Annotated in this window: 9 protein-coding genes; 3 read left to right on the top strand and 6 right to left on the bottom strand. The window is 60.2% G+C overall.

The window, feature by feature from the left end; translation table 11 throughout:
* Positions 1 to 182: 182 nt before the first annotated feature.
* From NKG60_RS18950 to NKG60_RS18935, 4 genes are read right to left on the bottom strand one after another with little or no spacing between them, the layout of a single operon-like run.
* Complete coding sequence (locus tag NKG60_RS18950) at positions 183 to 1,253, bottom strand: adenylate/guanylate cyclase domain-containing protein (protein WP_352665313.1); 1,071 nt, start codon at positions 1,251 to 1,253, stop codon at positions 183 to 185.
* A 3-nt stretch (positions 1,254 to 1,256) separates the two neighbouring features.
* Positions 1,257 to 1,748, bottom strand: coding sequence for a Rab family GTPase (locus NKG60_RS18945; protein WP_352665312.1), 492 nt, complete (start codon positions 1,746 to 1,748; stop codon positions 1,257 to 1,259).
* A 16-nt stretch (positions 1,749 to 1,764) separates the two neighbouring features.
* The gene (locus NKG60_RS18940) at positions 1,765 to 4,422 is read right to left on the bottom strand and encodes an OmpA family protein (protein ID WP_352975337.1); all 2,658 of its coding nucleotides are present in this window, start codon (positions 4,420 to 4,422) and stop codon (positions 1,765 to 1,767) included.
* 7 nt (positions 4,423 to 4,429) lie between these two features.
* Positions 4,430 to 5,095 (bottom strand): DUF3450 domain-containing protein, encoded by a 666-nt coding sequence (locus NKG60_RS18935; RefSeq protein WP_352665310.1) that lies wholly within the window; start codon positions 5,093 to 5,095, stop codon positions 4,430 to 4,432.
* A gap of 324 nt (positions 5,096 to 5,419) precedes the next feature.
* On the opposite strand from NKG60_RS18935, the gene NKG60_RS18930 reads away from it, so the two are divergent.
* Positions 5,420 to 5,551 (top strand): glycosyltransferase, encoded by a 132-nt coding sequence (locus NKG60_RS18930; RefSeq protein WP_292654299.1) that lies wholly within the window; start codon positions 5,420 to 5,422, stop codon positions 5,549 to 5,551.
* Between the two features lie 80 nt (positions 5,552 to 5,631).
* Entirely contained in the window at positions 5,632 to 8,604 is a 2,973-nt protein-coding gene (locus tag NKG60_RS18925) for a trifunctional glycosyltransferase/class I SAM-dependent methyltransferase/polysaccharide deacetylase (protein ID WP_352975335.1), read from the top strand.
* Positions 8,605 to 8,689: 85 nt separating this feature from the next.
* Here the strand turns inward: NKG60_RS18925 and NKG60_RS18920 are convergent, their stop codons facing one another.
* Together NKG60_RS18920 and NKG60_RS18915 are read right to left on the bottom strand one after the other, a co-directional pair.
* Positions 8,690 to 9,370, bottom strand: coding sequence for a redoxin domain-containing protein (locus NKG60_RS18920; RefSeq protein ID WP_352975340.1), 681 nt, complete (start codon positions 9,368 to 9,370; stop codon positions 8,690 to 8,692).
* Between the two features lie 19 nt (positions 9,371 to 9,389).
* Entirely contained in the window at positions 9,390 to 12,689 is a 3,300-nt protein-coding gene (locus NKG60_RS18915) for an ATP-binding protein (protein WP_352975334.1), read from the bottom strand.
* Positions 12,690 to 12,965: 276 nt separating this feature from the next.
* Here NKG60_RS18915 and NKG60_RS18910 point away from each other — a divergent pair, with 276 nt between their 5' ends.
* Complete coding sequence (locus tag NKG60_RS18910) at positions 12,966 to 14,060, top strand: branched-chain amino acid ABC transporter substrate-binding protein (RefSeq protein ID WP_352975333.1); 1,095 nt, start codon at positions 12,966 to 12,968, stop codon at positions 14,058 to 14,060.
* Positions 14,061 to 14,114 lie beyond the last annotated feature (54 nt).

The raw sequence follows: 14,114 nt of genomic DNA, 5'->3' as shown, positions 1-14,114 counted from the left end.
TCCGCGTGGTCTACTACGCCCCCGGGGGCGGTCATGCCGCCCTAGCCCCTCCCCCCTCCTTTTATTCCCCCGGGGCTGGGGCGCGCGGGCCGCCCCGGCCGGCGCCACCGATGCGGACATTCGAAACCACGATGTTGCTTGAGATGCAATGCGCTCCGGGGTCGGCACTGCCGTGCGGCAAATCAGGCCGGGAGCCGCCACATTCGCACACGACCTGCACCACGCAATTCCGTTTCCGCGAGTGGGTCGCAAGCGAAATTTGGTCCAAGCAGTTGATGAGTTGCATCCGAAATACGGATTTCATCGGGCTCCGCGGACGTTTGGATACGTGCGGCGAGATTAACGGTGTCGCCCCATAGATCATAGGCAAACCGCCTTTTGCCTATAACGCCCGCCACGATTGGTCCTGAGTGAATTCCAATTCTGAGTCTTATCGGTTCTCCTGCGAAGTGTTCGAGCTTAACCGCCTTCCGCAGTTCAAGTGCATAGTGCGCAAGGGCTTCCGCATGATCGGACCGCGCGGCGGGCAGGCCAGCGACTACCATCACACAATCGCCGATTGTCTTGATCTTTTCGCAGCCGTATCGCTCCGAGAGCAGATCCGCCGCCTTGAAGAAGTAATTTAAAATAGCGAGCGTCGTCACCGCTCCGACGTTCCGCGCTCTTTCCGTAAAACCAACGATGTCGGCAAAAAGCACACTCACCTCTGCGTAGTTGTCTGCAATTTCTTCGTGCGCTTTTAGCCGCTCCGCGATAGACGCCGGAAGAATGTTGAGGAGCAGGGCTTCGGCGCGCTGGTATTCACGTGACAATCCCTCTTGGCTCGCCCTCAACGCCTCGTTCATCGATTGTAATTTCTCGTTGAGTTGACGCTCCCTCTCTTGCAGGAGCGTCATTTCATAAGCCTTCTGTTGAAGTCGCTGCCTATTGTCGCGTTCGGCAGTGGCGTCAAGAAAGAGCAGCCACACGCAGGCATTGTCAGCAAAAAGATGGAGGTCCGCGACACGCCCGCTGGGCAGTTCGACCATGGCCATATGATATGGAAGCTCCGGGCAGGGCAGCAAACCTTCCATGAATTCAAGCTGCTCGGCAACAGGCTTACCTATGCGAACTGATGAGAGTCCGTAATGTTTAACGTTACCGCCCTTCTCAGCTATGCAAAGCTGGGCGTCGATTTTCAGATATGCGACGGAGTGCTCGTTGTAGAAGAAATCGTAAATCCAGCTTCTGACTTCTCGTGGCAATTCGTGCATGGTCTATTTGCTAACCATCGAAGCAAGCTGACGAAACGCACCATCAACATGTTCACCCGAAAGCGCACTTGTTAGATAGATTTGCCATCCAAGTTGCCTCAGTTCGTCAATTTCAGTATCCGATATTGCCCACCGGTCGGCCAGATCGGATTTGTTGAACAGCAATACAAACGGCATAGCGCCGAATTCAGCCTCGGCCCGCTCGCGCAACGTGAGCGCCACTTCAAGAGTAGCGGCGCGGGTTCCATCGACGACAAGCACGAGCCCGCTCGCACCTCGCACATAGCTGACGCGGAATGAGCCGATATCGTCTTCGCCGGCCAAATCCCACAAAATCAGATCCACGGTTTTGTCCGGGAATGCGACACTCTTCTTGTCGATTTTCACTCCCACCGTGGTCAAGTAGGTTTCTGAAAAGATGCTTTGCACAAACCTGCGAACGAGACTCGTCTTTCCGACAGCGAACCCGCCCAACATGCAGATCTTCTTTTGCAATTTCCTGGGCTCCGCCCTAGTGGAAGTTTACCGTAACCGAAACTCTGCGGTTGGCGGAGTTCCCCGTTCGGCTATTTTCAATCTCCGCTGGCTCAAAGGTGCCCGCGCCGCGAACCAAGAGCAACTCCGGATCGACGCCGCGCTTCTTGAGAAGCGCACGAACTGTTTCCGCGCGCGCGGCGCTGATCGACAATTTGGCCGTTTCACGGCCCGTCTCGTCCGAATGGCCGGTCAACATGAACTGTGCTGTTACGCCTGCGTTGCGGGCGTCCTTGGCCAATTGCTTCAACTGGTTCGCCAAATTGTCGAGAACCGGCAGTTGCTCCGGTCCCGGTACAGCCTTGCCAGAATCGAAGAAAATGTTGACCGCTTGAATAGCCTCCCTCAAATGAGTGAGTTGCGGAGGGGTCAACTCACGCAGCTCGGAGAGTTCTAGAGAGAGTCCGTCCGCGGACAGCTCTTGGGCGGCGACCCGCGCCCGATCTATCCAGGCGGCAGGAGCCTCACCCTGGGCAACGATGCGATCCTTGATGATCGAAAGCCGTACTGAATCAGGCGGAGTCAGCGACGCCATCAGCCGCTTCACCACGAACTTCGGATCGAGGCTTTGATAGAATTGCCACTGCGAATGAACGCGAGCAGGATCGACCCCTGTTCCGGACAGAAGAGCCTTCGGGTCGGCGGCCTGGGGGTCTCTCAGGCCGGAAATAAAGAAATGTCCGCCCCGCGCCGTTTGTTGGGCGACAATGATTCCGGCTTGGGCCTCCAGTCGCGACACATAAGTCTGCCAGTGCTCCGCCGCGCGTGCTTCGGGGCTCACATCACGAACCTTGGAGATGTCGAATTCCGGTCCGCCTGCCGAAAGCTGTCGGGCCGCTGCGCGCGCCCGATCTATCCAGGTATCGGGAGCCTCACCCTCGGCAACGATGCGATCCTCGACGATCGAAAGCCGAACCGATTTCGGCGGGGTCAGCGACACTATCAGCCGCTTCAGGACGAACTTCGGATCAAGGCTCTGATAGAATTGCCACTGCGAATGAACGCGGGCAGGATCTACCTCCGTTCCGGACAGCAGACCCTGCGGGTCGGCGGCAAGCGGGTCTCTCAGGCCGGAAATATAGAAATGTCCGCCCCTCGCCGCTTGTTGGGCGACGATGATTCCCGGTTGGGCCTCCAGTCGCGACACATAGGCCCGCCAGTGCTCCACCGCACGTGTTTCGGGGCTCACATCACGAACCCTGGAGATATCGAATTCCGGTCCGCCTGCCGAAAGTTGTTGGGCCGCTGCGCGCGCCCGAACTATCCAGGTGTCGGGAGCCTCACCCTGGGCAACGATGCGATCATTGACGATCGAAAGTCGTACTGAATCCGGCGGAACCAGCGACGCCGTTAGCCGCTTCAACACGAACTCCGGCTCGAGGCTCTGATAGAATTGCCACTGCGAATGAACGCGGGCGGGATCGACCTCCGTTCCGGCCAACAGCGACTCCGGGTCGGCGGCAAGCGGGTCTCTCAGGCCGGCAACATAGAATTGGCCATTGTGCACCTTTTGTTCGGCAACGATGATGCCCGGCTGGGTCCCCAGTCGCGACACATAGGCCTGCCAGCGCTGCCCGGATTGCCAGGAAAGAAAGAACCAACCGCCTGCGGGAATCAAAACCAGCAGGACTGCAGCCAAGACCAGCCACGGAAATCCCTGGTTTGATTCCTCCTGCTTCAGTTCAACGCAGGTCTGCAACTGCGTCTCTACGCCGACCAGCTGCGAACTATCGCCGTCAAACTGCTCTAGAGCCTGTGAGTATTCATCATGGATGCGAAGCAATACATCGCGAATTATTTCATGTAATTCCTCCGGCGGATTTCCCCGGATCACCGCAACCAAGGTCGCAAACGGTCCAACTTCCGACCAGAGACGAAGCTCCCCGAAACGGATCGTGTCCAGGCCGCTCTGTTCTTTCTCGTTAAATGAGTCCCTTACAAAATCTTGAATTGCACTAAGCATAGAAGAAATGAGTTGGGGATCTTCGCTGGTTGCATTATCAGCAGTTACATGCGCTATCAAAAGCCCGGAATTGCGATTGATGAGAAAAACATGTTCTACACGATAGACAAGAGAATGCTTAAGAACAACTTCTGAGAAGCTCGCTCCTGTTCTCCAAGCTTCAAGTCTCCACTTGAGCCCATGCCAGGTAAATATATGTCTTAAAGTTTCATTCAGCGATTGAAAGGTTTGGTCGATCTTTTCGCCGATCGACTTGCGAATAGCCGGCAGAAACACCGGGTACAATATATCCGTAAGCGTACGCGGGCTCTTCTGGATAGACCGTTGCACGGCCCTCTCGACAGCTGGCGCAAGCGCCTCTCCGAGTTGCGCATGAAGCGCACGTGCGGCTGCACTGGGGAGGACGCCCCCCACTGCGGCCGCAAGCTGCTCAGGTTCGTCGAGCAGGTGCGTAACTCGTGAAAGCTCCGAAATTTCGCGGCCGACCAGCAACTGGCGCAGCGTTTCCATGCGAGGGTCGGCGGTTGGGATTCCGTCGAGACGCGCACGATAGTCCGGATCAACGTTCCGGGCAATTTCGATCAAAAGGCGAGCCAGAGCCTCGCGATCAATCTCTGTATCGTTCGAAGCTCCTCTTTGAGGAAGGCTGATTGGGTCGACGGTCGACGTCAAGTTCCGATCAACTCACTTTCCACGTACGCTCCGAGTTGTTCTTGCTGCCGACGGGATCCTGATTTAGACATTTTGCAACCTCAACAAACAGGCCAGCCAAAAGATTTCGGTCGGTCTTGACGTTGCCGAGATCAGAAAACATTTTCTCCATCAGCATCTGAATGCTTTCATTCTTTTGCTTGATTTCCTCACGCAGCAAATGATCGTTTCGATTTATCCGGTCCGCAACTTCCCGCTCAAGCTCGCTCAACTGATCCGACAACGCGCGCACTTGCTTTTCGAGCGCCTGATTTTGCTCGCGAAGATTCCGATCAATCTCCTTGTCGGCATCGGCTCGCGCGTCTTTTTCGTTCCGCAATTGCGCCGCAAGCGAGTCGACCTGCTTCTTTGCATTTGACTCGTACATTTCAAGATTGCGCTTGGCCTCGGATTCGACATCCTTGAAGCGCTGCAAGACCCGTTCTTCAAGCTTGGAAAAGCGGCGGTCATAGTCCTGCATCTGGTTGCCGAACAGCAGATCACGTATCTTGTCGACACCGACGGCGTCGCCGGGGGCCCCGCTCTCGCGAGCCTGGCCCGCCATGAAGGTCAGCCCGCTTCCTTCTGCATTACTTATCAGATTTGCGTCCGCTTTATTTGCCGAAGAAGCGGTACTCGAAGATTCCTTGGCCATCCCATGCCCCTCCTTTGAACATTGTCCCAGCGCTAATTTAGCAACTGATAAACTTGCCAGCAAAATTGCCGACCCGCAAGCCGGAATCTTCTCGGCTTAAGTCGGTTCGTACGTCCCCATTCGGGTAGATTCGACATGCGCATCGGCCTCAGCTCTAAGCCGTCGGGCACGCGCGCTTGCCATTCGGCCTGTCTTCAAGTCTTTTTTGCCCACCTCTAATTCGCCCTTATCTTGACAGGGCAGTGCTGCCAGCCGATGCCGTCATCCGGTTTTGACATTTGCCGACTCTTGCCGAAGAAGACGAAAGCTCGATGATCCAGGACAATGCTACCGCAAGGCGGTGTGGTACCGATGTTCAATGCCGAGCAAACCGTCGGCGCAACGCTTGCCGGCATCCGCCGGCAGACCTGCCAGATACTGGATATAGTGGTGATGGACGATGGGTCGACGGACTGATCGGCGTCGATTGTGACGGCCTTCGCCGAGAAACATCAACGCATCTTGTTCTACCTCGTACCTGGCGCGGGTAAGACGGCGTGGCGCATGATCCCTTGGTTTCAATCGTGGTTCCTGCGCACAACGCGGAGGTAACGCTGGCGCGCGCTCTCGATTGCCTTCTCGATCAGGAAATAGTGGATTGGGAGGCGATCATCGTCGACGACGCCTCCACGGACCGCACCCCCGCGATCATCGCCGGTTATGTAGAGCACGATGCCCGATTTCGGACGTTGAGGTCTTGTGCGTATAGCCCCGCCGGCGCGCGCAATAGCGGGATTTCGACAGCGCGCGGCCGCTGGCTCATGTTTCTGGATGCGGACGATTGGGTGGATGCCAGCTTCCTTGCGAAGATGCTGGCCGCACTGAAATCTGCTCCCGATGCAGTGGCCGCCTATTGCGGTTCCCGGCGCGTGATGCCCGACGGCGGACTCACCCCGGCGAGCATCCCAACGGAAGTCGCGATCCAGCCCTTCGAAACATTCGCCCGCCGGTGTGCCATCGCCATTCACGCGCTGCTGGTCGACCGGGAGATCATTGTCGAGTTGGGCGGTTTCGATGTGTCGCTGCGCACCTGCGAGGACTGGGACCTGTGGCAGCGCCTCGCACGTCTGGGCAAAAATTGGGTGATGGTCGACGAGCCGCTCGCTTTCTATCGGGCCAGCCCCAACGCGCTCAGCCGCAATTCGGCGCAGATGCTGGCAGATGCCGAAATCGTGATCGCTCGCGGCTTTTCCGCCGATCCCAGGGTCAAACACCCGGCATCGGCTCACGCCAATGGAGCGATCGAGGCGAACGGTGGCACCGCTTCCGAAGCGCTCGCGTGGTTCGCATTGTGGAACGCCGCGTCAGATTGCGGCTGCGGCTCGCGCTCGATCAACCCGCAATCCCTGCGCGCGCTCCCGGCAGGACGTAAGTGGGCGCGTGAGATCGCCAAGGTGGCCGTCGATGGCCTTATGGCAGGAAGCCTGTCGGTGCCAGCGCAATTGGCTGCCAGGTGGGACAGGTTCGGCGGCTCCCTCACCGAGCTGATCATCGAACTCGGCAAGGTCTGGAACAATCCCGAGGCGGCTCGCCGCGTCCAGTATCACGTTGAGCAAATGCTGCTCGATGTCGACGATCTTGCCGCGCCGCGCAGGCTGGCGCGGACACTTGGAATTCGTGTCGAGGCGCGAAATCCGGCCTCGATCGAAGTGCCGGAAGGAATAGATCAAATCTATGCCTATCTGATGCTGGATGGCCGGATCGAGGCTCTCGTGCAGTTCGGCGTACTCGGGAAAGTGACAAGGCGTCATTGGGTTGAATTGATCCTGAATTCCGTGCCCCCTGAGCGGCTTATGCACAGTGCCGCGCGGCTTGCGAGGCGATCGCCTGTACATGAACCGCAAAAGGGCGCCGGTGCCGACAAGTCAAACAAGTTTGCAGCCGAGGCATTGTTGTCCATGGCGGGACGCCGGTCCGATCGGGACAGCCATTTCGGCAAACTCGCGGGATTGGCCGCGGAAGCGCAGGCGCTGGTTCGGTCGAGCGCCGAAACTAAAGAGCCTCTTGCAGCGCCGCGCCGTGCACGGGCCACGGATGGGCGCGACAATGATCGCACGTCTTTCTGGAATCGCCATTTCGCGACCGAGGATCCCTGGAACTACGGTTCGCCCTATGAGCAGGAAAAATATGAGCGGCAGCTCGAAATTCTGCCTGCCGGTCCCATCGGACGGGCGCTTGAGCTGGCCTGCGCGGAGGGCCACTTCACGCGGCAGCTGGCGCCGCGCGTGGGCCATTTGACCGCAACTGACATCTCCGCCGTAGCCATCGGGCGGGCGCGCGCGCGATGCAACGATCAGCCGAATGTTGAGTTCGGCGTACTGGATTTCTCTGCGGACACGCTGCCGGGCGAAATGGATCTGATCGTCTGTTCGGAAGCGCTCTACTACCTGGATGATCTCACCGAGTTGCGGCGCATCGCCAAAAAACTCGCTGGGGCGTTGGCGCTTGGCGGCAGTTTCATCAGCGCACACGCATTCGTGCTGCGAGACAATGTTGAAAGGACGGGCTTCGACTGGAACACATTCGGTGCACAAGCAATCTCAGAGATGCTGGCAGCGACCGACGGCCTCGTCCTCGAGCAATCGATCCAGACCGAGCTCTACCGCATAGACCGCTTCCGCCGCCTGTCACCAGGCGACGTGGCGACGGAACCGATGATAGATCATGTGCCAATCCGCGCACCCGTCGAAATCGGGGTCGCGCGAAATATCGTCTGGGGCGGGGCGCGGGCCTTGCGCCGCGACGTCGCGCGTAGCGAGCGGCGACAGCGTATCCCTGTCCTCATGTATCACAGCGTCTCCGATGAAGGTCCGGCCGCGCTCGCCCGTTTTCGGCTCACGCCCGCCTTATTCGCCAGCCAAATGGCATGGCTGCGCGCCAATGGCTTTCACGCGATTAGGTCCGAGCAGCTGGAATGGTTCATCGCCAACCGTCAGCCTTTCGTTGGCCGCCCAGCGCTCATCACGTTCGATGACGGCTTCCAGAACTTTGCCGACCATGCCTGGCCGATCTTGCGCGCGAACGACCTGACCGCGGAAGTATTCCTGGTGACGGACTTGGTGGGTGAAAGTGCACTGTGGGACGCCTACAGCGGCCCGCCGACGCAGCTTATGGACGCCGGGACGGTGCGACGCCTCGCCGGCGAAGGTGCGTTCTTCGGAAGCCATCTGGCGACGCATCGCGCGATCGATGGTCTGTCGAGCTCTGACTTGGCCGCCGAGCTCCTGCGCTCTCGTATGTTCATCGAACGGTGGACCGGTCGGCCAACCACGGCGTTCGCGGCGCCCTTCTCTGTCACCGACCGACGGCTTGGCAGGCTGGCCAGGGAGTGCGGCTATCGAATCGGCTTCGGCGGCAGACACGGGCCGGCGGACCTCGATTGCGATCCCATCGACCTTCCGCGCATCGAGATTCGCGGGGATCGCTCGCTCGATGACTTTGTTGGCAAAGTCGAGGCCGTGCTCGCATGAACGGTGAACTTGTCAGTGTCTCGATTTGTAACAAATTGGTTCCGCTTTTTGTTCAGCGTCCCGCCCGCTTACCTGGTTCGCAAGTCTATCGGGCGACTTGGGATACGGCTGACATCAGCTCCTGCGGGTTTGGCGCCCCAAACATGTATCGCCCGCCCTCTGGAACCTCCGTGAAGCTCCAGCGAACGATCCCCTGCCGGTCCAGCAGGAACTGACCGACCAATTGTCCGTGTCCCGTTGCTAGCATCTGCTCGTCGGCTTCGGTCAGTTCGTACTGGTCCATCTTGTTGAGGATTTCGCTGGCCGCAATAGGATCCATAGGACCGGGTAACTCGCCGGGTATGTCGACCCGCATATCCTTTGCCGCTGCCATCGAGACCTTGTACGGCCAGTTCGTCTCGTTTTGGGTGAATTCGAGGTTGGGCAGTCCAAAGGCACGATGTGAAGCGCGTTCAGGGTCGGAGGCCGCAAGCAGATTCGGCATGGGGTGGTAGCGGAAATAGAGACGCGCCCGGTCGATCGGCGTGTTGACCACCGTCAGGCTCTCCACGCCCTTTTCGCGCAGCTGCGGATCAAGCCGCGCCTGGGCGGCGATATGGCGCCGGCAAAACGCACAATGCAGACCTCGAAACAGGCCGACCAGCACCGGTTTTTGGCCGCGAAAGTCGTCAAGCGCGATCTTGCCTTCCTGAGTAATGGCGTCGAGTACCACGTTTGGCGCACGGTCGCCCGGTTGAAGCGGCAGCAAGTCACTACGCGCGGACATTTCCAACCTCCAACCCCGGCTAGTCGAGAAAAGGCAGCACCACAAGCGCTTCCGGGTCGAGCCCGTGCTGGGCGCATATACCCTGCGCCAGGGAAAAGTAGCGTTCGGCCTCGGCCAGATTGTCGAGGTCGAGATTAAGCGTTGCGAGGCCATCATAACACGGAAACAGCAGTTGGGGTTCGCCCGTTTCGCGGGCAACGTCCAGTGCTTCGTGAAACAACCCAACCGCCAGGTCCGGACGGCCGTTGCACTGGTGGATCTGTCCAAGCACGATCAACGGCACCGGCAGGTGCTCGCGCTGGTCGAGCGCCCGGTCGATCTCGATGGCCTTCTCGGCAGCAGGCACGCCCTCCGTTGGACAGCGATCCGTGAAAGTACAACAAGCGACAGCCAGATTGGCGAGAAGGCGCGCCTGGAACCCCAAATCACCAATACGGCGCGCCACTTCAAGACCGCGCCGACAGACCTCCATCGCCTGTGCCGGATCGATGGTCGTGTAAAGCACGCCGAGATTGGTGTAGCCGCGGCAGGCCGCGCCCAGCAGACCGGCGGCTTCAGCCAATTCAATGCTGCGCTCAACCTGACGCACGGCCTCACGGTTTCGCCCAAGGCGAGCCAGCGCGACAGCCTTGGTATTGAGTGCCTCGGCGGTCACAAGAGTGGCATCACGCCCTATCTCGGAGACATGCTCCGTTGTCAGAGTGCGTACGCAATCCAGCGCCGCGTCTGCCCATTTTGCCGCGAGAGCGTGATCTCCGCTGCGGAACGCCTGCCGGCCACGTTCTTGCCACAGATGCGCCTGCTCGATCGGAGCATCCGCTCCATCGAGGAGCGCTGCCGCCTCAGCATAGCGGGCTTCTGCCTTGTCCCGCTTGCCGACGTCCCAGAGCAGCCGACCGATCTTGCGCAAAACTCGCGCCGAGGCGACGTGATTGGCCGACTCGCGGTATGCCTGCAACACAGTCTCGTAGTGGTGGTGCGCGATCTCGCGGCGGCCTGCCGGGCCGCTCAAATCGGCAATGCGCTCCGCAATTGCCAGTTTGAGCGGTGTTTGCCCGATCGCGTCCAATGCAGTCAGTGCTCGCTCGTAGAAACGAAGGGCGTCGTCGTTGGCGTATATCATACGAGCGCGATCGCCTGCCGCCTGCAGGTAATGCGCGCCCTTCTCCCGCTCGGCGCTCTGTGCGAAATGATGACCGAGCACGGTCAAATCCTCGAGCCGTTCCGGCTTGTCGCCGCACAGTTGCTCCAAGGCAGCACCGATCCGTCCATGGATTTCGGTCCGGCGTTGCAGGAGCAGGTTCTGGTAGATCACGTCCTGCAGCAATGTTTGCGTAAAGCGGTAGCTTTGCGATGAGACCGAGCCTGATCCGGCAACTTCCTCGATGATTTCCGCATCGCAAAGCAGCTCGCAGCCGGCTTCAAGCCGGTCGGGGTCGGCTGTCACGGTTTTCAGAAGTGTGGCATCGAAGCGCGGGCCGATTACCGCGGCCTCCTGGGCCAACCGGCGCACCTCTTGGGGCAGCCGGTCGACGCGGGCAAGCAACATTGCCTGGATAGTGGCGGGGATGCCGGTTGCGACTTCGCCTGCCACAGTCCGCCATCGCTGGCCATCGCGCATCAGTACACCGCGATCGATAAGGCCGCGAACGATCTCCTCTACAAAAAGGGGGTTGCCGCCCGCGCGCTCGAGGATCTGGTCGAGAAGCCCTCCTGCGGAGTTTACCCAGCTCTCGCCGAAAAGCGCCGCCAGCAGGCTGCGTCCGTCATCATTGTTGAGCGGCGGAAGCCTGAGCGCTGTGTGACTGACCCGACTTGAGTCGAGCTGGTCGTTGTCCGGCGCCGGACGATGCGTGACCAGCAACATCAACCGCGTGCGTTCCAACCTGTCCATCACGAAACGCAGTGCCTCGAGCGACACGGCGTCGGCCCAGTGCAGGTCTTCGACGACAATCAACAGCGGCGACAACGTAAGCCGCCGTTCGATGATTGTGCGGACTGCGTAGAGAATTTGCCGCCGTAGTTGCTCAGGCTCGACATGCTGCAAGGTGGCATCGGGGTCGCCGAGGCCCAGCACATGGTAGAGCAAAGGCATCAGCCGCTTCGCCTCCTCGCCCTGCAGGCCGAGATCGGCAAGCAAGCCTGCGAGCTTCCCCCGCATCTCGTCCCCATTGTCGTTTTGAATCATCCCGGCAGCGCTGCGCACCACTGCGCCCAAGGCGCCAAATGATTGTTCGCCCAGCGGTGAGCACGTGGCCTGTCGCACGGCGACGTTGCGAAAACGCTCCTCGTCGCCGACGCGGGCGACGAACTCCTTCACCAGCCGCGATTTCCCGATACCGGCTTCTCCGACCAGGCGGACAAGTTGGGCCGAGCCGCTGCACGCCTGGTCAAGGCTCGCCAGCATTCTATTGAGCTCCGCACCACGACCTATCAGCGGCGCACTGAGGCCGAGCGCCTCGAGCCCGCGCGCTGCACGCGGCGTCGCAAGCGGTGCGTCCAGTCGATGGACGAGCACGCTGCCAGCCTTGCCGCGAAACACGACATCGCCCAGCGACTCGTAAGAGAAGGCATGCCGGGTCAGCTTGTGAGTGAGCTCGCCTACCAGCACCTCACCCGGTGCGGCCAGCGATTGCAGGCGTTGCGCCGTATTCACTGTGTCGCCGGTCACCGAATAGGATCTGGCGGTGCCGATGCCCAATCCGCCAGTAACGACCGGACCGGTGTTTATGCCGATGTGGAGTAACAGAGGCGAGCCGGAGTGGGGAGTGCTTTCGCCGAGCCGCGCCGTCCGGGCGATCATGTCGAGAGCGGCGCGAAGCGCACGTTCCGGATCGTCCTCATGCGCGACCGGCGCACCGAACAAAGCCAGCAGTGCATCGCCGATGAATTTGTCGACGAAACCACCAAAGTTTCGCACGGCCGACGTCAATTCCTTGAACAGTTTGTTCTGCAGCGCTTGCATGACCTCGGGGTCGAGCTGCTCGCTGAGTGTCGTGAAGCCGCAAAGGTCGGCGAACAGCACCGTTACCGTCCGGCGATCGGCGTCAGAGACGGGATGCAGCCCTTCTTCGCTTTCGATGTTCGGAAGCAGCGACGGAGTTCGAGAAGGCGGCACAATGGTCCGGTTTGGTGTCGGAGCTGGCCGTTCGATGGCTTTTGCGGGCGCACCGACGCTTGCCCCACATTTCGGACAGAACTCGAAATCAGGTGCGCAGAGGTAGCCGCAACTGGCGCATGGCACGGGCTGGCGCCTGCCACACCTCGGACAGAAAGCGTAGCCGCCCTCAATCTCGAAACCGCAGCCCGAGCAGTCCATCGAACAAGACCTCACTAGTGGCCGTGACGGCGTGATCTCGCCCGCACTTCACGGCCACTATTCACAAGGATGCACCGATAGCCGTCGACCAGCAAGTGGCAGCGCAAATGGGCATTGAGCGATTGGTGCGGATCCTGTGGCAGAGCGCTGCCGGCAGGCATTGTTGAAGGCGCAATAGTTGTCGGATCCGCGAACGACGCCGAGATAGTCGCGCTTGCCCAAGGGGCTGTCGGCTCTGACGGGATTGGCGTAAGCTACAGTTAAAGGGGTGCACACATGCACCGCATCATCGCCATAGCGATCTTAGTTCTCGCGGCCGCGTTCAGCTCCGCGGGGGCGGAGGTGCTGATCGGCGTCTCGGCTGCGATGACGGGACGGCTCGCCTGGATCGGCGAGCAGGGACAGCGCGGCGCGGAGATGGCGGTGGCCGACGTCAACACGGCGGGCGGCGTGCTCGGCCAGAACGTGAGGCTCATCTCGGTCGACGACTTCTGCGATCCCGAGCAAGCTGTGGCGGCCGCCAAGAAGCTGGTGGCTGACGGGGTCGTGCTCGTCGTCGGGCATTATTGCTCCGGGGCCTCGATCCCCGCATCAAAAGTGTACGAGGAGGCGGGCGTCGTTGAGATATCCCCAGGCTCGACCAATCCGCAGCTGACCGAACAAGGCCGTGCCAATGTCTTTCGCACCATTGGCCGCGACGACGCGCAAGGTTTCGTCGCCGGCAACTTCCTTGCCGATCGCTGGGGCAACAAGAAGATTGCGATCCTCCACGACAACTCGACCTATGGGAAAGGTCTCGCCGACGAGACCAGGAAGCAGCTGAACAAGCGGGGCGTGACTGAGGCCGTTTACGACGCATACATTCCCGGGAAGGACGATTATTCGGCCGAGGTCGCTGCGTTGCAGACCGCCGGCGTCTCCGCCTTATATGTAGGTGGGTATCATGCCGAGGTTGCGCTGATTGCTCGCGCTGCACACGACAGTGGCTACACGGTTCAGCTCATATCCGGAGATGCTTTGGCGACCGAGGAATTTGCCCTGATCGCCGGCCCAGCGGCGGAGGGGACCCTCTTCACGTTCCCGGCGGACCCCAGGCGAAGTCCCGAGGCAGCCGCGGTCGTTGAGCAGTTCCGTGCGGAGAACTTCGAACCCGCGGGCTACACGCTGTTGAGCTACTGCGCGGTCCAGGTCTGGGCCCAGGCAGTCTCGAAGGCAGGTTCGCTGGAGCCGAAGGCCGTCATTGCGGCACTGCACGAACGGGAATTCGACACCGTCATCGGCCGGGTCGATTTCGACGACAAGGGCGACCTCACGAAGCAGAGCTGGGTTTGGTACGTCTGGCGCGGCGGAGAATACGTGCCGGTTGAATAGGGTTCGTTGATGGCCGGCGTGCCGGCTGGGACGTCTAGTCTGATGCAGACCAGT

Source organism: Mesorhizobium sp. M1428 (assembly GCF_040317515.1).
GTDB lineage: Bacteria > Pseudomonadota > Alphaproteobacteria > Rhizobiales > Rhizobiaceae > Mesorhizobium.
The sequence above is the reverse complement of the archived record's forward strand: the minus strand, read 5'-3'. Positions and strand labels throughout refer to the sequence as shown.